At 66.1% G+C, this 24,868-nt stretch carries 20 protein-coding genes; 10 read left to right on the forward strand and 10 right to left on the reverse strand.

Translation table 11 applies throughout. The features are described from left to right. Positions 1-47 precede the first annotated feature (47 nt). The 4 genes from BLQ58_RS18680 (at position 48) to BLQ58_RS18695 (ending at position 4,910) form a co-directional block, all read left to right on the forward strand. The gene (locus BLQ58_RS18680) at positions 48-2,294 is read left to right on the forward strand and encodes a VTT domain-containing protein (protein WP_139186138.1); all 2,247 of its coding nucleotides are present in this window, start codon (positions 48-50) and stop codon (positions 2,292-2,294) included. Next, complete coding sequence (locus tag BLQ58_RS18685) at positions 2,291-3,043, forward strand: endonuclease/exonuclease/phosphatase family protein (protein WP_092601173.1); 753 nt, start codon at positions 2,291-2,293, stop codon at positions 3,041-3,043. The genes BLQ58_RS18680 and BLQ58_RS18685 overlap by 4 nt, the downstream gene beginning before the upstream one ends. A 115-nt stretch (positions 3,044-3,158) precedes the next feature. Beyond that, positions 3,159-4,199: an alpha/beta fold hydrolase gene (locus BLQ58_RS18690; RefSeq protein ID WP_092600994.1), complete on the forward strand. Its 1,041-nt coding sequence runs from the start codon at positions 3,159-3,161 to the stop codon at positions 4,197-4,199. A gap of 285 nt (positions 4,200-4,484) precedes the next feature. After that, a complete protein-coding gene (locus BLQ58_RS18695; protein WP_066740307.1) occupies positions 4,485-4,910 on the forward strand; it encodes a hypothetical protein in 426 nt (141 codons plus the stop codon). 27 nt (positions 4,911-4,937) lie between these two features. Here BLQ58_RS18695 and BLQ58_RS29200 read toward each other — a convergent pair whose 3' ends face one another. Next, positions 4,938-5,465: a hypothetical protein gene (locus BLQ58_RS29200; RefSeq protein ID WP_175459950.1), complete on the reverse strand. Its 528-nt coding sequence runs from the start codon at positions 5,463-5,465 to the stop codon at positions 4,938-4,940. Between the two features lie 549 nt (positions 5,466-6,014). On the opposite strand from BLQ58_RS29200, the gene BLQ58_RS18705 reads away from it, so the two are divergent. Together BLQ58_RS18705 and BLQ58_RS18710 are read left to right on the forward strand one after the other, a co-directional pair. Beyond that, positions 6,015-8,144: a TonB-dependent receptor gene (locus BLQ58_RS18705; RefSeq protein WP_092600996.1), complete on the forward strand. Its 2,130-nt coding sequence runs from the start codon at positions 6,015-6,017 to the stop codon at positions 8,142-8,144. Between the two features lie 289 nt (positions 8,145-8,433). Continuing rightward, positions 8,434-9,372, forward strand: a complete 939-nt coding sequence (locus tag BLQ58_RS18710; protein ID WP_092600998.1) for a sterol desaturase family protein — start codon at positions 8,434-8,436, stop codon at positions 9,370-9,372. A 79-nt stretch (positions 9,373-9,451) separates the two neighbouring features. On the opposite strand, the gene BLQ58_RS18715 is transcribed toward BLQ58_RS18710, so the two are convergent. The 7 genes from BLQ58_RS18715 to BLQ58_RS18745 all read right to left on the reverse strand — a co-directional run bounded on the left by BLQ58_RS18715 (position 9,452) and on the right by BLQ58_RS18745 (position 17,304). Continuing rightward, the gene (locus BLQ58_RS18715; protein WP_092601000.1) at positions 9,452-12,640 is read right to left on the reverse strand and encodes a pilus assembly protein; all 3,189 of its coding nucleotides are present in this window, start codon (positions 12,638-12,640) and stop codon (positions 9,452-9,454) included. Between the two features lie 72 nt (positions 12,641-12,712). Then, positions 12,713-13,255 carry a pilus assembly PilX family protein gene (locus tag BLQ58_RS18720; RefSeq protein WP_092601002.1) on the reverse strand — a complete coding sequence of 181 codons (543 nt, stop codon included), beginning with the start codon at positions 13,253-13,255 and terminating at the stop codon, positions 12,713-12,715. Then, positions 13,252-14,301 (reverse strand): PilW family protein, encoded by a 1,050-nt coding sequence (locus BLQ58_RS18725; RefSeq protein WP_092601004.1) that lies wholly within the window; start codon positions 14,299-14,301, stop codon positions 13,252-13,254. The genes BLQ58_RS18720 and BLQ58_RS18725 overlap by 4 nt, the downstream gene beginning before the upstream one ends. Continuing rightward, a complete protein-coding gene (gene pilV / locus BLQ58_RS18730) occupies positions 14,298-14,900 on the reverse strand; it encodes a type IV pilus modification protein PilV (RefSeq protein ID WP_092601006.1) in 603 nt (200 codons plus the stop codon). Before pilV ends, BLQ58_RS18725 begins: the two co-directional genes overlap by 4 nt. After that, the gene (locus tag BLQ58_RS18735; protein WP_092601177.1) at positions 14,897-15,361 is read right to left on the reverse strand and encodes a GspH/FimT family pseudopilin; all 465 of its coding nucleotides are present in this window, start codon (positions 15,359-15,361) and stop codon (positions 14,897-14,899) included. Before BLQ58_RS18735 ends, pilV begins: the two co-directional genes overlap by 4 nt. A gap of 43 nt (positions 15,362-15,404) precedes the next feature. Next, a complete protein-coding gene (locus BLQ58_RS18740; protein WP_092601008.1) occupies positions 15,405-15,929 on the reverse strand; it encodes a type IV pilin protein in 525 nt (174 codons plus the stop codon). A gap of 292 nt (positions 15,930-16,221) precedes the next feature. Beyond that, a complete protein-coding gene (locus BLQ58_RS18745) occupies positions 16,222-17,304 on the reverse strand; it encodes a mechanosensitive ion channel family protein (RefSeq protein ID WP_092601010.1) in 1,083 nt (360 codons plus the stop codon). A 276-nt stretch (positions 17,305-17,580) separates the two neighbouring features. On the opposite strand from BLQ58_RS18745, the gene BLQ58_RS18750 reads away from it, so the two are divergent. Beyond that, on the forward strand, positions 17,581-17,937 hold the full coding sequence (locus BLQ58_RS18750) for a hypothetical protein (protein WP_092601012.1): 357 nt from the start codon (positions 17,581-17,583) through the stop codon (positions 17,935-17,937). A 117-nt stretch (positions 17,938-18,054) separates the two neighbouring features. Here BLQ58_RS18750 and yddG read toward each other — a convergent pair whose 3' ends face one another. Then, on the reverse strand, positions 18,055-18,969 hold the full coding sequence (gene yddG, locus BLQ58_RS18755) for an aromatic amino acid DMT transporter YddG (RefSeq protein ID WP_092601014.1): 915 nt from the start codon (positions 18,967-18,969) through the stop codon (positions 18,055-18,057). A 146-nt stretch (positions 18,970-19,115) separates the two neighbouring features. Between yddG and BLQ58_RS18760 the strand changes: the two genes are divergently transcribed. Together BLQ58_RS18760 and BLQ58_RS18765 are read left to right on the forward strand one after the other, a co-directional pair. Continuing rightward, positions 19,116-19,724 (forward strand): hypothetical protein, encoded by a 609-nt coding sequence (locus BLQ58_RS18760; RefSeq protein ID WP_139186139.1) that lies wholly within the window; start codon positions 19,116-19,118, stop codon positions 19,722-19,724. A 146-nt stretch (positions 19,725-19,870) separates the two neighbouring features. Beyond that, on the forward strand, positions 19,871-20,902 hold the full coding sequence (locus BLQ58_RS18765) for an acyltransferase (RefSeq protein WP_092601018.1): 1,032 nt from the start codon (positions 19,871-19,873) through the stop codon (positions 20,900-20,902). A 208-nt stretch (positions 20,903-21,110) separates the two neighbouring features. Here BLQ58_RS18765 and BLQ58_RS18770 read toward each other — a convergent pair whose 3' ends face one another. Beyond that, positions 21,111-22,490, reverse strand: coding sequence for an FAD-containing oxidoreductase (locus BLQ58_RS18770; RefSeq protein ID WP_092601179.1), 1,380 nt, complete (start codon positions 22,488-22,490; stop codon positions 21,111-21,113). 381 nt (positions 22,491-22,871) lie between these two features. On the opposite strand from BLQ58_RS18770, the gene rpoD reads away from it, so the two are divergent. Next, positions 22,872-24,842 (forward strand): RNA polymerase sigma factor RpoD, encoded by a 1,971-nt coding sequence (rpoD, locus tag BLQ58_RS18775; RefSeq protein WP_092601020.1) that lies wholly within the window; start codon positions 22,872-22,874, stop codon positions 24,840-24,842. Positions 24,843-24,868 lie beyond the last annotated feature (26 nt).

Here is a 24,868-nt window from a genome sequence, read left to right on the forward strand (position 1 = left end):
CGCGCGCCGCGCGACCGGTACGAAACTTGCGAAGCCTACCGTTCGCCATGACGAACGACGACAATCCCTCCCTGCTGCGCCCGGGCCACAATTGCTGGCGCGTGGCCCCATGCACGCGGCTGGCGATGCTCGTCGATGCCGATGCGTATTTTCCCGCGCTACGCCAGGCGCTGACCCGCGCGGAGCACAGCATCTTCATCCTGGGCTGGGATATCGACAGCCGCATGCGGCTGCAGCCCGAAGCGGGTTCCGGCGGCGCCGCTTCCGATGCCCCTTCGGACGGCCTGCCCGCCGAACTGCGCGACTTCCTCAATGCCCTGTGCCGCCGGCGCCGGGGCCTGCGCGTGTACGTGCTGAGCTGGGATTACGCGATGGTGTTCGCGCTGGAGCGCGAATTCCTGCCCGCCGCCAAGGAGCACTGGCAAGCTCACCGGCGGTTATCGTTCTGCCTGGACGGCAACCATCCCGTGGGCGCCTCGCATCATCAAAAGGTGGTGGTCATCGACCATCGGCTGGCGTTTGTTGGCGGGCTGGACCTGACCATTCGTCGCTGGGACACCCACCACCACCTGCCGGATGATCCGCGCCGCGTGGACCCCGACGGCAAGCCCTACGCACCGTTCCACGACGTGCAGTGCATGGTCGATGGCGAGGCCGCGCACGCGCTGGGCGAGCTGGCGGCCGACCGCTGGCTGCGCGCAACCGGACGGCATCCGCGCGTGCCGCGGCAACCATCGCCGGCGCCGGCCACCGACCTGTGGCCCGAACAGGTGGCGCCTGACATCACCAACGTGCCGGTGGGTATCAGTCGCACATTTCCCGTACGCGACGACGAACCGGGTATCAGCGAGATCCGCACGCTCTACACCGATGCCATCGGCGCCGCCCGCGACAGCATCTACCTGGAAAACCAGTATTTCAGCTCGGGGCTGATCGCCGACGCGTTTGCCGCCCGGCTGCGCGAGCCTGACGCGCCGGACATCGCCCTGGTATCGCGCCGCACGGAAAGCGGCTGGCTGGAAGAGGCCAGCATGGGCGTGCTGCGGGCGCGCCTGTACCGCCGGCTGCGTGCAGCCGATCCGGATGGGCGCTTCCAGCTGTACTGTCCGCACGTGCCCGGCCTGGGCAATGCCTGCGTCAACGTGCACAGCAAGATCATGGCCGTGGACGACCGCCTGCTGACAATCGGCTCCGCCAACCTGAGCAACCGCTCGTTCGGGCTCGATACCGAGTGCAACCTGGTGATCGAATCCCGGGGCGACCCGCGTATTGCCGCCGCCATCCGCGCCATGCGCGACCGTCTGCTGTGCGAGCATCTGGCCGTCACGCCCGAAGCGCTGCACCAGGCCATGGCCGCGCATCCGCGCATGAACGCTGCGCTGGCCGCGCTGTATCGGCCCGAAGGGCGCACGCTGCAACCCTTTGCGCCCGCCGTGCCCGAGGACGTGGATGCGGCGCTGCCCGATGCCACGCTGCTTGACCCGATGGAACCCATCGACGCCGAACAGGTCATGACGGAGTTCGTCGGCCAGGACGCCCGCCCGCATGTGGCCAGCCGCGTGGCGCTGCTGGTGGCCTTCGTGCTGCTGGTGGCCGGCGTGGTCTTTGCCTGGCGCTACACGCCATTGCGCGAATGGGCCGATTTCCGCCACGTGCTGGCGCTGGTGCAACGCGTGGACGACATGCCGATGGCCCCGCTGGCAATGATGGGTGCCTTCGTCGCCGGGGGACTGGCGCTGTTCCCGGTGACGGTACTGATCGTGGTGACCGTGGTGGTTTTCGGGCCCCTGTACGGCGGCGCGATTGCGCTGGCCGGGACCGTGCTCAGCACGGCGGCGGGCTACACCGTGGGACGCCTGCTGGGCCGCAACGCGGTGCGGCGCTTTGGCGGCCGGCGCCTGAACCGTTTGAGCCAGAAGGTGAGCCAGCACGGCCTGCTGGCCATGGTGGCGCTGCGGCTGGTGCCGGTGGCGCCGTTCACCCTGGTCAACCTGGTGGTCGGGGCGTCGCGCATCCGGTTGCGCGACTGCCTGCTGGGCACGGCCATCGGCATGTCGCCGGGCATCATCGTGTCGGCGTCGCTGGTGGACCGCATCGCGGCCGTGGCCCGGCATCCCGAGCCGAAGACGTTCGCGCTGCTGGCGCTGGTACTGCTGATTCCCGCCGCGCTGTGGTGGGTGTTGCGGCGCCGCCGCCAGCGGCGCGGCCGCGCGGCCCAAGGTCATGCGCGGGCCGGCAAGGGGCCACGGCCGCCGCACGGCTGCCACCCGCCGTCCGGCGAGGGTGCCCGATGACCGCACGCGAACCGGGCCACGCGGCGAGGGCCGCAATGCATGCCGATATCGCCGTGGCCAGCTACAACATTCACGGCGGCGTCGGCACCGACGGGCATTTCGTGCCCAAGCGCATCTGCGAGGTCATCAACGAACTGCGAGCCGACATGATCGCCCTGCAGGAGGTGGAGACGCGCGGCACGGGGTTCGACATGCTGCGCTTCCTGTCCCAGCACACCGGCCTGCACGCGATTCCCGGCCCGACGCTGGTGCGCGACGATGGCGACTACGGCAACGCGCTGCTGACGCGCTACCCGCCGGTCAAGGTGCGGCACATCGACCTGAGCGTGAAGGGATGCGAGCCGCGCGGCGCCATCGACGCACAGCTGGAATGCAATGCGATCGAATCCGGCACGTTCGCGCTGCGCGTGATTGCCACGCACCTGGGGCTGCGCCCCGGCGAACGCCGCTGGCAGGTGCGGCGCCTGCTGACCGCGCTGGCCGAGGCACCGGCGCAGCCGACCATCCTGCTTGGCGACGTCAACGAGTGGTTCCTGTGGGGCCGCCCGCTGCGCTGGCTGCATGCCTACTTCGAGCGCACGCCGCATGTCTCGACATTCCCGTCGCGGCTGCCGTTCCTGGCGCTGGACCGCGTCTGGACGTCGCCGCGCGCGCACCTGGTGGCGGTGTCGAGCCATCGCACGCCGCTGGCCCGGCTGGCCTCCGACCATCTGCCGCTGCTGGCCCGGATGCGGCTCACTTCGGCATAGCAACCGTTGCAGTATGATCGCCCGTGCTCATACGACACCAAGGGAGACAACGATGCACGAGAAGGCAGCAACGGCCATGAAAATGCTGGCCGCCACGATGACGCTGGGATGAGGCCTGGCCTGCGCCCAACCCGCACAACCGGTGCAGCCACTGCAGGCCAGGGAAGGCGATGTCGAAGTGCGCGACTTCCGGTTTCAGAATGGTCAGACACTGCCGGCCGTGAAGCTGCACTACGCCACGCTCGGCACGCCCACGCGAGGCGCCGACGGCAAGGTCAACAACGCCGTACTGCTGCTGCACGGCACCACCGGCACTGGCCGCGCGTTCCTGACGCCGCTGATGCAGAAGGAACTGTTCGCTCCGGGCCAGCCGCTGGACGCCTCGCGCTACTACATCATCATGCCCGACGGCCTGGGCCGCGGCGGATCGAGCAAGCCCAGCGACGGCCAGCGCGCCGGATTTCCGCGCTATGGCTACACCGACGTGGTCGAAGGCCACTACCGGCTGCTGACCGAAGGCCTGAAGGTGGACCACCTGCGGCTGGTGCTGGGCACGTCGATGGGCGGCATGCAGACCTGGATCTGGGGCGAACGCCACCCCGACATGATGGACGCGCTGATGCCCATCGCCAGCCAGCCGGTGGCGATGTCCGGGCGCAACTGGCTGTGGCGCCGCACGCTGATCGAGGCCATCCGCAACGATCCGGACTGGAACGGCGGCAACTACGCCAGCCAGCCCACGCGCTGGACCAACGCGGTGCCCGTGTTCGCGCTGATGACGCAGAGCGCCGCCACGCTGCAGAAGGCCGCCCCCACGCGCGACCAGGTGAACCAGTATTTCGACAAGGCCGTGGCCGACAGCCGCAGCCTGGACGCCAACGATTACCTGTACTGGTTCGAATCTTCGTGGGACTACAACCCCGAGCCTGACCTGGGCAAGATCCGCGCGCCGCTTTACGCGGTGAACTTTGCCGACGACATGATCAACGCGGTGGACCTCGGCGTCATGCAGCGCACCGTGCGCAGGGTGCCGCACGGCCGCTTCGTCGAGATGCCGGAGAGCGAACACACGTTCGGGCACCAGACGCTGCAGCACCCCGAAGTCTGGAAGCCATACCTGGTGGAGTTGCTGCAGGGATTACCCGCAGCGAAGTAAGCCTGCCACGCGCAGGCGCGACGTTGCACTGCAATGCCGGCCTGCGCCACAGGGCGCGCCCGGCATGGCGGGCATCGGTTGCCGCAGGGCCGCAATACGGGTATTTCGCTAGGCGGGCCCGCTAGATTGGGGCCATGCCGGTGCCTATACTGACTTGCACACCGTGCATGTCATGGAGCGTGGACGTGTGCTTCCGATAACAACGGGCGGGTGAATGGTGGCCCCGGGAGGACGCCACCGAAGGTCATGTCGATACGGCCTGCCCCATGAACAGGAAAAGTGGAGATGGGCATGCCCAGCGAACAGTTCCTTGCTACCCAGGAAACCCGCCGCTCGGGGCTGCGTGCCTTGCGGGCGGCATTGCTCCAGGTCCACAAGGAGGTCATCGGCTATGACCGCGGCCAGTATGAAAGACTGCATGGCCCGATTCCCGCAGGACAGTTCGTGCAGCTGGTGACGGAAGAATCGTTCTTCCGCTGGCTCGATCCGTTGTCGCGCCTGATCATCGAGATCGACGAGGAGCTTGACGGCGACGAGCATCACGATGAAACCTGCCGCGCCGTGGCCGGCGCCACGCAGAAACTGTTCAGCGAACACGGCGATCAGGCATTCCGCCGGCGCTATCAGGAAGCCCTGCAGGACGAGGCATCGGTCACGGTGGCACACGGCAGATTGATGTCCGTCATCGGCCAGCTGCGCCAGTTGCCGTAGCGGCCAGGATCAAGCGAAGGGCGCCGCCTAGCGGCCCCTGCCACCGCCCCGGCCGCCCCCACGGTAGCCACCGCCATATCCGCCACCATATCCGCCGCTGTATCCCCTGCCATACGCGCCGCCGTAGCCGCCGCCATACCCCCGGTAGCCCCCGCCATAGCCGTGATAGCCATACCCGCCACGGTAGCCGTAGCCCCGATAGCCGTAGTAGCCGCGATATCCGTAGTAACCCCGATACCCGCAGCAGCCGTAGCCGAACCAGATGCTGCTGTAGACGGGCCAGCCCGCATAGCCATACGGATATCCGTAGGGATAGCCGGCGTAGTAGCCGCCGTAATAGTTGCCGTAGTAGTACGGATATCCGCTGTAGAACGTGCCGTAGGCGTTGATCGGATAGCTGGCATCCCCCGTGCCGGTGTAACTGCTGTAGCTGCCGGCATAGCTGCCATAGGTTGTCCCATAGGCGGCGTCATAGCCCGGATAGGCCACGCAACCACCCAGCATCCAGGCCGCTCCAGCCACGACTCCCGCGAGCATCCCGCGTATGGCAACCATTCCCGTCTCCCGCCTGCCCTTCGGGGCGCGCCCGCCTGCGCGTGCGCCCAGCCTCTTGATTCTATTGCTTATTGATTGGCAGACAAGCTTGTCCCGGCCAGGCAAGCGATGCCAGGGCTCGTTGCCACTCGTTGCCGGACCCAAGCTGCGAACCTGCGTCAGCGGGCTCCGTGATCAGCACGCGCTCCACCGTTGGTGCCATGCGAACCTGGTCAAACCGAACATCCACCTTCATGTAAGCCTTTCGAAAAAGCCCGTGCGGATGCGGAGAAGGTGCCGACAAAACGCGCAAGCCATCGCAATGCGGCAGACAGCCGCGACACGATGAATGCGTGCGCAAGTGCGAAACAGGTTTTTCATTGTTCAGCGTTTGCTGGATAGGCGATAGCGGTCGATCCTCGCCAGATCGCGCCGGATCCCTGCGGATAAACCGCTGGGGTCGAGAAACGCTGAATCACATTGCACCGAAATAATCACATTGACCGCAGGGATACTTGCAAATGATAATCGCTCCCATTTCTAATTATTACAACGCATTACACGAGGGAAATGAGCCGTTATCTGCCCACCCACCGCATTACCCGGTCGCTGGCCGCCTGTCCGGCCCTGCTCGTCGGGCTGGTTCACGCGCAAGGCGCGGCGCCGGCGCCACAAGACCTGCCGCCGGTCACCGTCAAGGCGGACGTCAGCAAGGAACTGGGCGCCGGGTATAACCCGCCCAACGCCGTCAGCGCGACCAAGAGCGACGCCCCGCTGCGCGACATTCCGCAGACTGTGAACGTGGTGACCGCCGAGGTCATGCAGGACCAGCACGCCACGTCGATGCAGGACGTGCTCAAGAACGTGCCGGGCGTGAGTTTTTCGTCGGGCGACGGGCAGCGCGACCAGGTATCGATTCGTGGCTTTTCGGCCATTGCCGACCAGTTCGTCGACGGCATTCGCGACGACGCGCTGTACTTTCGCGACCTGTCCAACGTCGACCGCGTCGAGGTCATCAAGGGGCCGGCCGCGGTGCTGTATGGCCGGGGTTCGTCGGGTGGCCTGATCAATCGCGTGACCAAGAAGCCGGGGCTCGACGTGACGGACTTCGCGTTGAGCTATGGCATGTGGGCCGATCGCCGCGTCGAAGGCGATGTGGGCCGTGTGTTCGCGGATGGCGCCGCGGCCTTCCGCATCACGGCTGCGCACGAGGAAGCCAACAGCTATCGCTCGCAGCAGTTCCTGAACCGCACGGCCGTGGCGCCGTCGCTGGAACTGCGCCTGGCGCCGCAGACGACGGTATTGCTGCAGGCCGACTACCTTGAAGACCGCCGCGTCACGGACTTCGGCATTCCCGCCTACAAGGGGCGGCCCGTGGCAGTGGACCCGTCCACGTACTACGGCGCCGCCAATGCCCGCGATTCGGACTACAGCCAGAGCCGCGTGTACTCCGGCACTGCCACGGTCAACCATCGCTTCAACGAGAACTGGTCGATCCGCAATGCCACGCGCTACTACCATTACTCGCTGGAGCGGAACAACACGCTGACGAGCGCGGTCAACGAAGCGGCCCAGACCTTCACGCTGAACCACGGCAATGTCTATCGTGAAGAGCACGGCTGGTTCAACCAGACCGACCTGACCCAGAAGGCGCAATTCCTGGGCATGAAGCACGAGCTGCTGTACGGGGTGGAAGTCGGCCAACAGAACAAGGACCTGATCAACTACACGGCACCGGTGCGAAATTCGGCCGGTGCCGTGGCGAATTTTGCGCTGTTCAACCCGATACTGCCCACGTTGCCGCGCCTGGTCGGCGGCAACCCCGGGACGAGCAACCTGGGCGTCTTCAAGACGCTGGGGCTCTACACGCAGGACATGATCCAGTTTTCCGAGCAGTGGAAGGCGCTGGTGGGCGTGCGCTACGACCGCTTCGAGCAAGAGACGTTCCAGCGCGTGCCGGGACAGGCCAACCTGTCGCGCACGGACAATGCGTGGAGCCCGCGCGCCGGCCTGGTCTGGCAACCGTCGAAGCAGCAGTCGTACTACCTGTCGTGGAGCCGGTCGTTCCAGCCGTCCGGCGAAGCCTTCTCGCTGGCCGCGAACAACGCCCAGCTGGCGCCCGAGACGACCCGCAATACCGAGGTGGGCGCCAAGTATGACTTCCTGGATGGCAAGGCCAGCACCACCGTATCGCTGTTCCGGATCGAGCGCACCAATATCAAGGTGGCCAACGCCACCGGTACCGCGCTGATCCCGATCGGAGAGCAGCGCACCGATGGCCTGGAACTGAGCGGTGCCGCGCAACTGGGCGGCGGCTGGCGCATGCTGGCCGGCTATGCCTATCTGGATGCCGTGGTCACGCAGTCGACGCCCGCGCTGCAAGGCAAGCGGGCCACGCTGACGCCGCGCCATTCCGGCAATGTCTGGATCACCAAGGACCTTGGCCACGGCTTCGGACTGGGCGGCGGCCTGAACGTCGTGGGCGCGCGGCAGGCCGATCCGGCCAACACCGTGACGCTGCCGGGCTATGTCACCGCCGACATGGTGGCCTGGTACCGGCGCGGCAAGTTCGAGGCCCAGCTCAACGTGTACAACCTGTTCAACCAGGGCTACATCGTTTCCGGGCACGGTTCGAGCCCGAACCTGAACCTGCCCGGCGCCCCGCGCAGCGTGATGGGGACGGTGCGGTATCGCATGTAAGGGCTGTCGGCCGATGCCCGGGCCCCGGCGCGCGACCCCTGCCTGACCGGCGGGCCGCCGGGGCGAAGCATGTGCCGGATCCGCCGGATCCGCCGCATCGGCCTGCGCCGACGGCGCCGCCGGGCGATCCTCGCAGTCGCCCGCAAACCGTTGCCTGGCGCGGCTTTCCGCGCGGTGACACGGGGCGACATACTTCCCGCATGGCGCCCCGCCCGATCGCCCCCTACAGTTGGCTCACCGACGCAGCGACAGACAAGCCAAGCGTCACCGCCAAACCGAAAGGACGATCATGCAACTCCACCAAATCACCCTCCTGGCCACCGGCGTCATCGTCGCCGCGTCGATGGTCGAAGCTGCGGTCCTGGCCCGCAAGGCCCGCCAGCAAGGCAAGACCTACCCGTGGCATGAAATGGGCCTGTCGCTGGTCGACATGGTCGGCCGCAAGCTGATGGCCTTCCTGCCGCTGTCGCTGGCCGCGCCGATCTTTGCCCTGGCCTGGCAGCACCGCATCTTCACGGTGGAGATCAACAGCGCACTGGCCGTGCTGCTGCTCTTCGTCGGCCAGGAATTCTGCTACTACTGGTATCACCGCGCGTCGCACCGCATCCGCTTCTTCTGGGCCACGCACGCCGTGCACCACTCGCCCAATGAACTGACGCTGGGCACCGCGTATCGCCTGGGGTGGACCGGCAAGATCACCGGCACCGCCATCTTCTTCGCGCCGCTGGTGTTCCTGGGCGTGCGCCCCGAGGTGGTACTGGCCACGCTGAGCCTGAACCTGCTGTACCAGTTCTGGCTGCACACCACCTGGATTCCCAGGCTGGGCTGGCTCGAATACGTGTTCAACACCCCGTCGGCCCACCGCGTGCACCATGCATCCAACGTGGACTACCTCGATGCCAACTACGGCGGCGTGCTGATCCTTTTCGACCGCCTGTTCGGCACCTACGTGGCGGAGCGCGACGACGAACCGTGCCGCTTCGGCCTGGTCCACCCCACCACCACGCACAACCCGCTGGTCAACCAGTTCGAACACTGGATCAGCCTGGGCAAGGACATGCTGGCAGCGGGCAACCTGCCGCACGCCATCGGCTACCTGCTGATGCCTCCGGGCTGGGCACCGAACGGCCAGGGCACCACGACCGAGGAGCTGCGCCGGCAGCAGACGCTGCAACAGGGGCAGCAGATCGATCCGGAAATGGAGGGAAAGGTGGCTGTCGCGCAGTAGCCGGCGGCGTAGCGACGGAAGAACGGGCAGCGTGGGCTGCCCGTTCTTCTTTTGCGGCCGGGTACGGCAGGCGGGCGGCTTACTTCTGGTCGGTCTCGGGATACCAGTAGATGCGCTTGCGTTTGCCCACGCCGGTCAGCGACACCTTCTGCACGCCCAGCGCCGATTTGTCGTCGCCACCCGCGCTGCTGTTCTGGTTGCCCACCCCGAACAGCACCGGCACCACCACCGGCTGCCCGTCCTTGTCGACGCTCACCACGCCGAATACCGGCGACGGCGGGAAACCGCCGCCATCCAGAATGATGGAGCGATCGGGATTCAGCCCCGCGCTGGTCAGGAAGCTGTACGAGTAGCTGCGCGCCGTGCCGAGGTTCGGGTAGCAGACGCCGGCCTTGGGCACCGAAGGCGTGTTGGTGCCGACGCTGGTATTGCCGGCGACGGTAAGCGGCGCGTTCACGGCCTTCTCGCCAGGATTCACCAGCGTGATGTAGAAGCCCGAGCGCGAGCCGTCGTAGCCGGCCGTCGTGGCATCGACGAGGCTCGCTTCTGTCAACGGCGTCCAGAGCGCCGGCATCCCCGCCGTGTTGGTATCGCGGATCATGTAGAGCCGGTTGACCACGTTGTAGGCCGTGCCGGGCGTGGCGGAGGCCGAGTAGAGCGGATGCTCGCGGTCGCCGGACCCCAGGGACACGGCGTCGTAGCCGCGGGTGGAAATCACGTCGGGCGCATAGAAGAACTTGCGCGCATTGTTGGTATTGGCCGCGCCGCCCAGCGCGGCGAGCTTGTTCATCGTCCAGTTGGCCGGCGCGGTGCCGCCCACGGTTTCAAAATCGGCCCGCCAGACGTTGCCGCCCATGTCGCCGACGTAGATCCGCTCCACGTAGCCATCGCTGTTGCGGTCAACCGTGGTGACGTCCGACGGAATGGAGCGGGTCAGCCCTGTCACCGCCGTGCAGGCACCGGTGGCGCCCATGCAGGATGGCTGTGCCGACCACACCATGTTGCCCGTATAGGCGTCCAGCACCAGCACGCCGCGGCCCATGGTATCGACGCCCGGCGACGGATCGCTGTCCTCGGCCGGATCGTAGCCGGCGCCCATGATGATCACCGGATTCGCATTGCCGCGGACGCGGGCCACCTTCGGCTGCGACCAGGTCTGACCCATTTCCGGGATATCGGCGCTGGACCGCTTCCACACAAAACGCGGGCTCGCGGGGTTGGTGACATCGAGCGCATAGACCAGCCGGCCTCCGCGCCGCGCGGTCAGGTACAGCATCACCCGAGGATTGGCCGGGTCCCGCTGGTCCTGCATCACCGTGGTGCTGCCATCGAAGAAGTAGTCGCGAGGCTTGGGCTCCGGCGAGATGCCTGCCGGCGTGGTCGACAGCTTGACTTCAGGCGAGTTGGTGTAGAGCCGGCTCAGCCTGTCCAGGAATTCCGGTGCCACGAAGCCCCACAGCTCGCCGCCCGGCCGCACCGTGCCGATGCCCTGCGTCTGGTTGCCGTTGACCGCATGGAACACGCCGTCGTTGGTGCCGTAGAACACGACCACGCCCGTGCTGCCGCCATAGTTGACCACGGCCGGGCGCGAATGCAGCACATCGGCGTGGATCGACGAGCGCACCGTCACGGGCGAGCCCGGGCCCGTTTCGCTTTCGATGCCGGCGATGCTCTTGTTATCGACGGCCGCCTCGTCCTGGCCGCGCATCCACGCGATGAGCTTGGGCAACTCGGTCGCGGTGATCGTGGCCCCGCCATTGGTGCCGCCATTGAATGCCGCCAGACCCGTCGAGCCCGTCAGCCAGCTATTGGACGTATCGAAGCTGGGGAACGCGGCCGACACCGGGCAGTTGCCCACGCCGTTGCAGGTCAGCAGCGTGCGCGAATCCTGGCTGGTCAGCCACTGCACGCGCATCATCTCGCCCACGCCGCCCTTCTCGACGATTTCCCCATCCGGCGCATCGAGCTTCCATCCGGCGCCTGACGGGCTGTTCTGCCAGTAACCCGCGCCCGGCCAGTTCTTGACCGTCCCGCCATACGTGCCACCCGAAAACGACAGCGGCACGCCGGCCGTCCAGAAGCTCACCGCGTTGGCCGACATGAACCCCGTCTTGGCGTTGCTGATGGCCGATTCGCCGGTCGCATCCTGCATCACGAGCTTGCCGGTCTTGTCGTAGCCCACCTTGTACTGCTTGAGGTTGCCCATCCAGCGCGGCGCCGCCGTGGCGTCCGGCCGGAACATGCCGATATAGACCTGGTTCAGGAACTGCCCCTGCGCGTTGACCGACGCCGGCAGGCTGACCGACGCGAATACGCTGTTGACGGCCTGCACCTCATTGAAGATCGAAAGCAGGTCGGCCGCCAGGCCGTTGGCATCGCCAAGCTTCACGGTATAGGACTTGCCCCCACCGTTGGTGCCCATGCTCTGGGCCAACTGCACATAGTCCGGGTTGTTGTCGTCCGTCACCGCGATCGTGTACGTCGTCACGTTCTGGCGGTTGTCCATGTTGCCCTGCACATCGGTCTGGTTCAGGAACCGCGCCCACTCGTCGCCCCAGTTACTCTGGTACTTGGCGTTGGTCGCCAGCACGATTTCCTGCTGCTGCGCCTTGGTGGCGCCGGCGCTGACCAGTGAATCGAAGGCGTTCTGGCCGGTGTCCTGCGGCTTGCCGTTGTTGACCGCGTTGCCAATGTAGATGATGAAGTTCCGCTGGCACGGATTGTCGATCGGCGACGTGTACTTGGTGCCGGACAGCCCCGTGTTGCCCGAGAAGAAGGCCCACGCTTCCTGCATCGCGCCGCCTACCTGCGAATTGTTCGAATTGTCGGACTGGCGGTCGATCGACTTCAGGTAGGTAAGGAATGCGGAGATGCCGTCTTTGTCCATCAGCGGCAGCTTGTACGGCGCCGCGCCCGGATAGCGCATCTTGCCGCCTGCGTTGTTGCCGGTGCCGAACATCATCAACCCGATGTTGATGTTGCCGTAGAGCGTGGGCGACGTCGTGATCGAGTTGATCGCGTTATAGAGCGCGCACTGCAGCGCGCCCACGTCCTTGCCGGCGTTGTTGCTGGTGACCACCCCGTCCGTGGAGCAGGTGAAGTTGGCGGAGGCATCCCACGTCGACGCATTGTCGAGGATGATCAGCACGTTCGGCTTGCCCGCCTGGGGCTGCAGCCCAGTGTAGAGGTCGATATCCTCCGCCAGGCTCGGAGACGCCGCCGTGGCCAGGCTCAGGCCAAGGGCCAGACAAAGAGAAGAAATGCGCATGAGTGCTGATGTCGGAGAAAACGGCGCTGGAATGCGGATTGGCGACCGGTCCGGAGACCGGCCAGGCCTTGTTCAGGACGGACACGCGGTGCCATACGGCACCCGCACGGCAATCCCCTGGTGCAGGGTGACGCGGCTGGCGGTCACGGCGGTATCGCTGACCGTCGCGGCCACGTCCCACTGGGTACCGTTGCAGAGCGAATTGCCGCCCCCGCCGCCGCTGCCGGTAACGATGCCCGTGTTGTTGTTGCCGTTGCCCACGAAACAGGACACGTCGTCGGCATTGTTTTCGTCCAGTTCGACGTTCTTGACCGGCTTGCTGGTCTCGCAGACCGGTGCGGCGACCTGCACGGTGTAGTCGGCCTTGCCGTCGCCCGTCACGTCGACGGGCACCGTCCTGGCCACCGGCGCCGCCGTGAAGTTCTGGCTGATGACCTGCTCGATCCCCTGTTGCGCGGCATGGCGCGCCTCCACGCCGTACTGCTGGTTCGCCGCCACCTTGGTGTTGACCACGCTGGAACCCACCAGCGAGATGGTCAGCATCAGGAACACGACCAGGAACACCAGCGTGATCAGCAGCGTGACGCCTTTCTGGCGATGTCGGATCGGACTCATTGGGACTCCCGGGAACCGGCGACGTTGGCAACGCGGGCCAGTTCGGCATAGACGTGGCGCTTGTATCCATCCCGGAACGGGCCGCTTGCCTGCGCCCGGCCCAGATCGTAGGTGCGCTGGTCGGTCCAGCCATTGGTCGCCACGGCGGTGCGGGCCAGCAACTGGACCCGCACGGCGGTAACGTTGCGCCAGTTCGTCAGCGCCACGGACCAGTCGTAGGCGGGCGCGCCAGTGCAATCTGCCGAGTTGTCGGCACCGGGATCGGCGACGTAGCAGTCCGGCGCGCCGTTGCCATCGAGATCGACCCCGTACGACAGGTGCATGTCCTCGATGCCATTGGCCACCGCCTGCACGCGGAAGCCGCCATTGAACAGTTCCGCCATCTTCAGCGTGGGCTTGCCGTCGCCGGTGCCGGTGCACAGGTCGCATCCGGCCAGGTAGAAGATGCGGACCACCGCCGCACGCAGTTCGGACGGCACCGTGCTGTCGCAGGCCTTGGTGCGCAGCTTGAACGCCGGGGCGCTGGCACCGAATACCAGCGGCGCCGTGTCGTCGGCACAGTAGGAAGCCTGCAGGTATGGCGTGCCGACCACCCCCGCCGACACCGGCGTGGTGCTGACGCGCCGCACGGCCAGGATCTCCGATCCAGGCAGCAGGTTGGGCAGGCATGGCGCCACGGCGCCCGGTGCGAAACCCTGCACGGCCAGCGGCACGGTGGCGGGCGATCCCGAGAAGCCGAGCAACGCCGGATCCGTCGCGCACAGGTCTGGGGCCGACACCAGCGCGCCAGCCGCCACGTTGGCAGGCCCGAAGAAGCCCGCCAGTTCCACCTCGCGGCTCATGATGTCTAGCGCGTATCGGCCGTTCTCGATCTGCTCGGCGCTGTTTGAAAACGCATTGCGCGCACGGCTGGTATTGAAGTACAGCGTCGCCAGCGCCGTGATCAGCAACAGGCCAAGCGTCATCGACACCATCAGTTCCACCAGCGACAGGCCTCGCTGGCGGCGCATCGACGCGACGCGTCGCACGGGATCGCGCCGCGTCATGACAGCACCCCGATACGCACCTGCACGCTGACCGCACGCCGGTTCGCGTCATTGCCGAACTGGTTCTGCCCGCACGGCAACGCCGGCGCCCCGGTTCTGGCCAGTCCTTGCCAGGCCACGGTGACGCGGTACGTCTGCGTGGCGGGATCGATTGCCTCGATACAGCCCAGCGCACCGATCATCGCGCCCACCTTGTTGCCCCCATCGGTCTCCGTACTGCCCTGCAGGGCGGCGCCCCATGCCGCCAGGTCGGCGGCGGCCACCGCGCGTTGCGCGTTGGTTCCCAGCGTGCATGCGGCCGGCGGCACCGTCGTGCTGCCCGCCACGGTGGCGTTCGGCCCGCTTGCGTAGCAGCCGATGACCTGCCGGTTGGCGTTGAGCCGCGCCACCATGTCCTGGAGCAGCGTCAACGCCTGCCCGCGCTGGTACGACTCCATTTCCGTCTGGCCCGAGCGCGCGATCATCCCGGCTGTGCCGAGCAACGCCACCAGCACGATCACCACCGAGACCAGCACCTCGATCAGCGTCGCCCCCCGCTGCGACGCACGCTGGCCGCCCCCGGAACGCCGCGAGCGGCGAGTACGGACAGACGTGTTCATGAGCAGGCTCCGCTGACGGTGGCCACACGGCCGGTGCCGTTGATCTGGATACAGACGACGTTCGACGTGCCGGTGCCCCCCATCGAGACCTGAAACGTCTGGCTGCCGTTGCCGGGCCGGCCATCGTTGCCAACCCACAGCGAGTTGCCGCCGGCCGTGCTGACGGTGATATCCGTATAGGGGCCATAGGCACGCAGGCGCTCGGCACCGGCCGTGACGACCCAGCCAGCCGACCACGTGCCATTGGCCGCCAGCGTCGCGATGCCATTGCGCTTGACGGCCTCGCTGCGCATCAGCGTAAACGCCGACGCCAGGTCGCTGGCGGCATTGCGCACGCGCTGGCCGGCAATGAATTGCTGGAACGAAGGCGCCGCCATGGTGGCCAGGATCGCCAACACCAGTAGCGTTACGATCAATTCGACCAGGGTGAAGCCCCTGGCCCCCACGTTCGCCCCGGCCATGCCGCGCCGGCGGGTTGCTGATCCCAGATCGACCGGCATGCGCTTATCTCCAGCAGCCGGCCTGTCCGGCAGCGCCGGTGGCGGTCTTGTCGCCGGCCTGCGTCAGGGCCAGCGTGCCGCAGCTGGTATCACGCGACGCCTGGCTGCCGATTGGCGCGGCCGTGATCGTATAGCCCGGCGGCGTCGCGGTGGCGGTCACGGTGATCTGGTAGTACGCCGACACGCTGGCCGGCGTGGCCGGGGCATTCAGCGCGGCCAGGCTGGCAGCATAGGCGCGGTTGTCCACCATGAACCGTTCCTGCAGGCTCGCCAGTTCCAGCATGTAGGACTCGGCGGCCGCGCGGTTGCCGCGGACGACATAATTGGTATACGAGGGAAATGCGAAGGCGGCGATGATGCCGATGATGGCCACCGTGATCATCAATTCGACCAGCGTGAAGCCGACCGACGGCGCGTGGGCGCGCGAAATGGCACCCCTGCCCGACCCGATAATCCCGACGATCCCGTTTGGCGCAGGCGCGAACGTGCGTCCGCGACCCGGCTGCCTTGTGGGGCTATGCTTGCCCATTTTTTTTCTGCTCCCGTTTCTTTCCGGCTGACCCTTAGCCGCGAGGAACCTTTGCCGGCGAGTGTAGGGGCAGCCCTCTAAATGAGTCAACGCTTTCTGAGTGTCGGTTATGTACAGCGTTGCCGATTTGCAAACGGACAGCAAAATGCGCGATCAAGCGGGCGCGTGTGCGCGCGGATTAATGCATGGTTAATGTTTGGCCAGTAGCGTCATCCGGCCAATGACTTTCCGTTCCGGCACATTAGGCTGCTTCCTTTCCCCTTGAGGAAGCAGCCTGTTTTTTTGGCGACGATCAGGCGGGCCCCGACTGCACGGGCTGCATCGCCGGCCGGTCCCCGTCGCCCTCGATCCGCAACCTTGGCAGGAATTGCGGATACTCGCGCTGCATGAAGTCGATCAATGCCTCACGCACGGCGCAGCGCAGGTCCCAGGCGAGCCCCGACGACGCCGCGGTACATAGCACGCGCAGCTGCATTGTCTTGTCGGTGGTATCACTGACCACCAGATTAAAGAATCGGCCATCCCACTCGGGACGCGCATGGACGATGCGCGTGAGCGCCTCGCGCAACGGCGCCAGCGGCATGCCGTAGTCCACGTGGAAAAAGACCGACCCCATGATCTGGGCGCTATTGCGGGTCCAGTTCTGGAACGGCTTCTCGATGAAATACTGCAGCGGAATGATCAGGCGGCGTTCGTCCCAGATCTGCAGCACCACATAGGTACTGGTGATTTCTTCCACGCGGCCCCATTCGCCCTCGACGATCAGCACGTCGTCAAGCCGAAGTGGCTGCGTCAGGGCCAGCTGCAGCCCGGCGATCATGTTGCTGAACACGGGCTTGGCCGCGAAACCGGCAATCAGGCCGACCACGCCGGCCGATGCCAGCAGGCTTGCGCCCACCTGCCGCGCGCCCGGAAACGTCATCAGCAGCATGGCCGCGCCTATCACGATGACCAGCGTCATGGCGATCCGGGAGATCACGCGCGTCTGGGTATGGATACGGCGCGCGCCCATGTTGTCGGCCACATTGACCGGGTGCTGGTCCAGCACACCCTGCGCGAACCCGGCGATGATGCGCACCAGCAGCCAGGTCACGGACACGATCATCAGCAGGCCGTTCAGATGCCGGACGCTGTTGATCCAGGCCAGGTCGTCGGGCGCGGCCTGCCAGGTGGTCTGCAGCAGGAACAGCGGCACCACCACCTTGGCGGGCACGCGCGCCTTCACCACCATCGCATGCAGTACCGGGGTATGGCGCGTCATCCGCAACAGCAGCAGGCCGCCTAACCGGTGGGCGAGCAGCCCCAAAAGAATGGCGGCAACGGCACCCATCGCCGTGCCGAACCAGGGATGACCTACCACGATTGCCATGTTCATCTATCAGCACCCCTGCGCACTTGGATCGTCGATATGCAGATAGCGACGCCTGCGGCGGGCAAAAGTTTCCCCAAAGGCAGTTTTACGGATCAGACAAAGACCGACACGGCGAGATGGCGCATCGGGCATAGGCGTATCGGGGATCTGGCGCCTAGACTCGTATCTGGTACGACGTGGAGTATCGCTTACGTACCGCACACCCAGACGCACCGGCAGGCAGCTCATTCGATGGGCGGGCCATCGGTGCATTCCACGATCGGATATGGAGTCAATAATATGAAGTATCCCGTCATCGTCGTACTGGCCGCGGCCACGCTTGCAGGCTGCGCCAACATGCCCGCTCCCTACACCCCGCCGCCAACCGCAGCCACGCGAGCCGTTGGCGAAAGCAAGCTGGCGCCGAAGGCTGCCGCGCAATGCATCGGGCAGAAATGGGCGGATGCCACCAAACAGCAGGTGTGGATGCAATACATGCTGGCCAACGACCAGGCATTCGATGTCTACGTGCCCGGTCAGCAGCCGCCAGCCGGGTCCGCGGCCGTCGTGCGGAAGTCCGCCAGCGGGCCAGGCTCGTGGCTGGGCTTCCGCGGCGACGACAGCAACGCTGCGAGCGCGCTCAGCCAGTGCCAGTAACGGCGCGACCGATGCGGTTGGTGTGAGTCGCCTGATGGCTTGATGGCTGGAGTACGCGAGGCGCACCCGACCGGCGCGCCTCGCGTGCCTGTCGGGCCGTGCCCGCGTCCCGGATTACTATGCAGCCGGCGCACGCGCGCCGCGCCCTCGCGTCGCGAGCCAGCACAGGATGGACCCCGCGCAGACCATTGCCGCGCCTTTCCAGAACGAAAGGGAAAGCGGCGCGTTCAGCAGCACGGCCGCCAGCGCGGCCGAGATCACCGGGATGAAGTACGACGCGCCCGCCAGCACGGTGACGTTGCCGTGCAGGATGCCGACATTCCAGGCGGCATAGCCAAACCCCATCGCACAGGCCGCGAGCGCCAGGTACGTGAAGCCCTTGAGACCGAACACCATGGTTTCGCCATCGGTGACCAGGTATTTGCCCCACAGGGTCAGCGCCGTCAGCATGAAGAACAGCGTCACGGCGTTCCTGCCCTGCGCGATCCGGCTCGTCACGGTGCAATACGCGGCCCAGATCAGGGCCCCGGCGAATGCCAGGCCATAGCTGAGCGGGTTGTCCCGCACGTTGCCGGCCATGCCGGCCAGGTCCAGCCCCTGATCGCCCCCCAGCACCGAAGCAATCCCCAGCATGGCCACCAGGAATCCCGGCACGACCAGCCAGTTGGCCCGCTGGCCGTTGAAGGCGATGGCGGCCAGCATCGTGAAGCTTGGCCACAGGTAATTGACCATGCCCACCTCGATGGCCTGCCTGCCGGTGTTGGCGTATCCGATGGACAGCGACAGACAAAGTTCGTAGGCCACGAACAGCAGGCTGCCCCAGATCAGATAGGCGCGTGGCAGCACGCGTATGCGGGGCGGGCCCACGGTGAGCCAGAGCAGCGCGGCAGCGACCGTATAGATCAGTGCGGCGCCGCCCGTGGCCCCGAAACTTTCACTGACACCCCGGATCAGGCCGACGATCGAACTCCACAAAAGGACCGCGACCAGCCCGATCAGCGTTGCCTGCCTCTTACTGCGCGTCACTGCCATGTGCGTGAGAACTTCGATGAATGCGGGAGGAGCGGCATTCTACCCGCTGGCGCCCCTGCAAAAATGCGCCGCGTGGGGCCTGGTGTATGGGGCTGGCGGCGCCCGGCCCGGTAGAATGCCGGCCATCGACAGACAACCTGCTCCGGATGCACCGCCTCAAATCCATCCAGATGATGCTGGTCACCGCCGTGGCCGCCCTTGTGACAACGGCATGCTCGCGCGAAGCCCAGACGCCGCCCGTCCCGGCTTCCCAGCCCGACACCCGCAGCGAGCTTGCAGTATCCGCCGGGCTCGTGCCCCAGATGGACGAGGCCGTGCTGCGCAATACGGTCAACTTCTGTGTCGAGCACGCGCCCAAGGCCCGCAAGGCCGTCCAGGGGGCGTGGACGCTCTGGCTGGATCGCAATGCGGCGCGGCTCGCCGTGGCCCGCCTCTATCGCCAGCGTCTGGAAGACGCGGCCGCCAATGGCACCAGCGAAAGCGAGCGGCAGACCAGCCAGAACCTGCTGGACCAGCATGCAACGCTGATCGAGAGCTTTACCAACCAGCAGCTCGACGTCATGCGGGTGGCCCTTGCGCACGAGCAACCGGATGCGGTCGAGCAACTCTGCACGGAGCAATTCGCGAAGGTCAATGCCGGCGAATGGGACATCGGCCAGCGAGACCCCGAGATCGCCGCGCTGCTCGACGCGGGTCCGCCAAAGCCGGTCATCCCGGCATCGGCTCCGGCTTCACCCGACACTGGCCAGCGTTGACTCCCGCCTGGCGTTCGCCTCATCGGACACATCCGACCCGCCATGCCACGAAAACGCCCCGTTGCATCGTCGATTCTTTAGTTTCAACGTGCTCGAATTGATCGAGGACAAATTGACGCAGTTCCGGCTCTTGCAAACTTGCGAACATGAATTCGAACTCCACTTCGTCCCCATCCGCGCGTCGCGCTCCACCCACCGGATCGGTCCCGCCCCAACCTCCCCAACCTGTCGATACCGCAAGCCGGCAGCCGTCCAAGGCCAGGCCGCAGCGCCTGGCATGGCTGACCGGCCTGCTCAGCGCCACGCTGCTGGTGCTCAACACGCTGGCCTGCTTCGTCCCGATCGTCCCGCTGGCACTGCTCAAGCTGGCCGTGCCGACACCGGCGGTGCGCCGCCGCGTGGACCCCTGGCTGAACGGCATCGCAACGGGCTGGATATCCCGGAACACCCGCTGGATCGCGCGCCTGCAACCGGAAATCTGGGACGTCCGGGGCAATACGGATCTGCGCCTTGACGACTGGTATCTGGTCAACTGCAACCACCAGTCGTGGGTGGACATCTTCGTGCTCCAGCGCGTGCTGAACAAGCGCATTCCGCTGCTGAAGTTCTTCCTGAAGCAGCAGTTGCTCTACGTGCCGGTGATTGGCCTGGCCTGGTGGGCGCTGGACTTCCCGTTTATGAAGCGGTACAGCAAGGCACAGTTGCGCCGCAATCCGGCACTGGGCCGCAAGGACCAGGAGACCGCGCGGCGCGCCTGCGAGAAATTCAAGCTGGTGCCCACCAGCGTGATGGTGTTTGCCGAGGGCACGCGGTTTTCGGAGGCGCGGCGGCAGGCGCAATCGTCGCCGTATCGCAACCTGCTCAAGCCGCGCGCCGGCGCGCTGGCCACCACGCTGAACGCCATGGGCACCCAGTTCCGCTCGATGATCGATGCGACGATCATCTACCCGGACGGCGTGCCAAGTTTCTGGCATCTTGCCTCGGGCCGTGCCGGCCGGATCGTCGTCCGGATTCGGCAAATTCCGATTCCCGACGACTTCTGCGGCGGCGACTACGCGGGCGACAAGGCTTTCCGGTCGGCGTTTCACCATTGGCTCGCCGATCAGTGGCAAGCCAAGGACCGCGAAATCGATGCGGTCATGGAGGTCCAACGGCCCCTGAACGCCGACCGAGACTGAGACAAATCGCACTCGAATTTCAGAAGATTCCGATGTTCGAATGAGAATCGTCTTCTTACACTGCAGTCGCCCGTGCAATACGGGTGACCCAACGGAGTTCAGGGTTGACCCCTCCCCTGCTCTCTTCACTTCAGATGCCACGCGGTTCCCCGCCGCGTGGCATTTTTTTCGTCCGTGGCCGGTGACAGCCGGCGGAATAGCGCGCCGGCTAATCCGGCATTCGCAGTGACTGCAGCAGGGTTGGTACCAGTTCGGAAACCGTGGGATGGATATGCATGGCGCGACTGATGGTGGTGTACGGCGCCCTGGCATACATGATGTCCAGCAGTGCATGCACAACCTCGTCGCCGCTCAGGCCGAGGATCGAGGCACCGAGAATCAACCTTGTGTCCGCATCGACCACCACTTTCATGAAACCCAGGCTTTCGCCTTTCTCGACGGCCCGCCCCACGCGGCTCATCGGGCGGGAGCCGACCAGCACCTTGCAGCCGGATTGCCGGGCCTCCCGCTCGCTCATGCCCACGCGACCCAACGGCGGGTCGATGAACAGCGCGTAGGCCGGAATGCGGTCTGCCACCGAGCGCGGATCGTTGTCGAACAGGTTGGCCGCAACGATTTCATAGTCGTTATACGAGGTGTGCGTGAAGGCGCCGCGGCCGTTGCAGTCGCCCAGCGCCCAGATGCCCGGCACATTGGTCCGTAGCTGTTCGTCCACCTTGATATATCCCCGCGCATCGGTCTCGACGCCCGCCTTGTCGAGGCCCAGATCGTCGGTGTTGGGTACCCGCCCCACCGCCATCAGCAGGTGCGAGCCCACCACTTCCGGCGAGCCCGCCGCGCAATCGAGCCCGACCGCCACGCGGTCTCCCGCCATGCGCGCGCTCAGGCAGTTGGCATCGAGCCGGATATCGATGCCCTCGGCTTCCAGAATCTCCTGAACGGCGTGCGATACATCCTCGTCTTCGCGCTGGATCAGCCGCGGGCCCTTCTCGACGATGGTCACCCTCGAACCAAAGCGCCGGTACATCTGGCCAAACTCCAGGCCGATGTAGCTGCCGCCCACCACGATCAGGTGCTCCGGCAGGAAATCGACATCCATCATGGTCGCGTTGGTCAGGTACGGCACGCGGTCCAGGCCGGGCATCGGTGGCACCAGTGCGCGGCCGCCGACGTTCACAAAAATCCGCCCGGCTTCCAGCAGTTCGCCGCCGACCCGCACCGTCCGCGCACTCTCAAGGCGGGCATGGCCCTCGAAGACCGTAGCGTCCTGCAGTCCGCGCATCCATTGCTCCACCCCGGCGCTGGACTGGCCGGATATCTGGTCCTTGCGCGCCTTGACCTGCTTCATGTCGACGACCACCGGCCCGCCGATCGTCACGCCGTACTCGCCCGCCCGCCGCGCCAGTTGCGCCGCATAGGCGCTGGCGATCAGCGTCTTGGTGGGAATGCAGCCGGTATTCACGCAGGTGCCGCCGAAGCGCCCTCGTTCCACGACGGCCACCTTCATGCCCTCGCCAGCCAGACGTGCCGCCAGCGCGGGGCCGGCTTGCCCGGTGCCGATGATGATCGCGTCGAACTGTCTGGCCATCCCTCCCAACTTGTCGCCTTGCGTCATCGCCGTTCCTTTGACTTGAAATGTCCTGGCCTGCCCCCACACCAGAATATGTCACCGGCGGCGGCATCAACCGCCCGTCTGTTTTGTTGTATTGCGCCCTAATCGGCATATTTGCGACAAAAAAACGTGCCGCCGGTTATTGCACCGCACAACTTCGTCAAGTATGATGCGCGGTTCCCCATTTTGCGCACACTGGATTCTGCGGGAGGCATTCGGCCTCGACGTTCCGTGCGCCACTCCACGATTTCGTTCGCGCCCGCAGGCTTGACCGACGGTCATGTCCGCGACGATCGTCGGCCACCAGTCCAGGAGAATGTATTGGCAAATCCGGTTCGTGACGATTCCGCATCCCGCATGACGACGGCTATTTCGAAGACCGCCCGCAAGAAGCCGGCCGGCAAGGCCCAGGCCACCGCCGCCCCGCTGGACCACGCTTCCGCGGCGCGCCTGGACGAGGAGCGCCAGCGGCAGATGCGCGCGCTGATCGCGCTTGGCCGGGAGCGCGGCTACCTCACCCACGCGGACATCAACGATCACCTTCCCGACAACGTGACGCAGACGGCTGCGATGGAAACCATCGTCAGCACGTTCAACGACATGGGGGTGTCCGTCTACGAGCAGGCGCCGGACGCCGAGACGCTGCTGCTGAGCGATGCCGCCCCGGCCGCGACGTCCGACGACCAGGCGTACGAGGAAGCCGAAGCCGCCCTGTCGACCGTCGACTCCGAATTCGGCCGCACGACCGACCCCGTGCGCCTGTACATGCGCGAAATGGGTGCCAGCGAACTGCTGACCCGCGCCGGCGAAATCGAGATCGCCAAGCGCATCGAAAGCGGCCTGCAGGACATGATTCAGGCCGTTGCGGCGTGCCCGTCCATCGTTTCCGCGCTGCTGGCCGATGTGGACCGTATCGTCGCCGGCGAACTGCGCATCGACGAACTGGTTGACGGCATCAACGACGGCGCGGAAGACGTCGACGTGGCCAGTGCGGCCGATGACGCGTCCGACGACGCCGATGCCGACGACGACAGCGCGTCCGCCGACGACGAATCGGACGATGACGACGACGATGCGGACACCCCGAACCCCGAAAAGGCGAATGCCGCCCGGCTGGAGCAGCTGACCACAGACAGCCTGGCGATTTTCGCGCGCGTGCGGACGCTCTACGAGCAACTGCCCGGCACCCCGGTAACGGGCAAGGCCCGCTCGGCGGCCGTCGCGCAGGTGCTCGCCGAGATCCAGCGCGAACTGGCGCCAATCCGCTTCGCCGCCAAGATGATCGACCGCCTGTGCGCGAGCATGCGCGAACAGGTTGACGCCGTGCGCGCGATCGAGCGCAGCATCCTCGAGATCGCCGTCGAGCGTTGCGGCATGCCGCGCGAGGCCTTCGTGGCGTCGTTCCCCGGCCGCGAGACCGACCTCGACTGGACCAGCCAGATGGCGGCCACGTCGAAGCAGTTCGGCCCGGCGCTGGAGCGTCACCTGCCGGCCATCCAGGCCTGCCAGCGCAAGCTCGTCGACATCGAGACCGCCGTCTCGGTGCCGCTGCAGCAGCTCAAGCAGATCTACCGCCAGATGAGCGCCGCCGAGCAGAAGATGCGCCAGGCCAAGCGCGAACTGACCGAGGCCAACCTGCGCCTTGTGATTTCCATCGCCAAGAAGTACGTGAACCGCGGCATGCAGTTCCTGGACCTGATCCAGGAAGGCAACATCGGCCTGATGAAGGCGGTGGACAAGTTCGAATACCGGCGCGGCTGGAAGTTTTCGACGTATGCCACGTGGTGGGTGCGGCAGGCCGTCACGCGCGCGCTGGCCGATCAGGCACGCACCATCCGGGTGCCGGTTCACATGATCGAGACGATCAACAAGCTGAACCGCATTTCACGCGAAATCCTGCAGCAGACCGGCCAGGAGGCCCATCCTGCGGTGCTGGCGGAACGCATGGAAATGACCGAGGAAAAGGTGCGCGGCATCCTGCGCATCGCGCGGCAACCCGTTTCGCTGGAAACCCCTGTGGGTGACGACGCCGACGCAACGCTCGGCGACATGATCGAGGACGTATCGGCCAGCTCTCCGGCCGAAGCGGCGATTCAGGCCAACCTGCGGGCGGCGATCGACGAGGCGCTCGACGCGCTGACGCCGCGCGAGGCAAAGGTCCTGCGCATGCGATTCGGGCTGGACATGGTGTCCGATCACACGCTGGAAGAGGTCGGCAAGCAGTTCGATGTGACCCGCGAGCGGATCCGCCAGATCGAGACCAAGGCGATGCGCAAGCTGCAGCATCCGAGCCGTGCCGACAAGCTGAAGCTGTTCCTGGAGCGTTAAGCAGGAATCCGGCAGCAAAAGAGATA

This window comes from Ralstonia sp. 25mfcol4.1, assembly GCF_900104095.1.
Lineage (GTDB): Bacteria > Pseudomonadota > Gammaproteobacteria > Burkholderiales > Burkholderiaceae > Cupriavidus.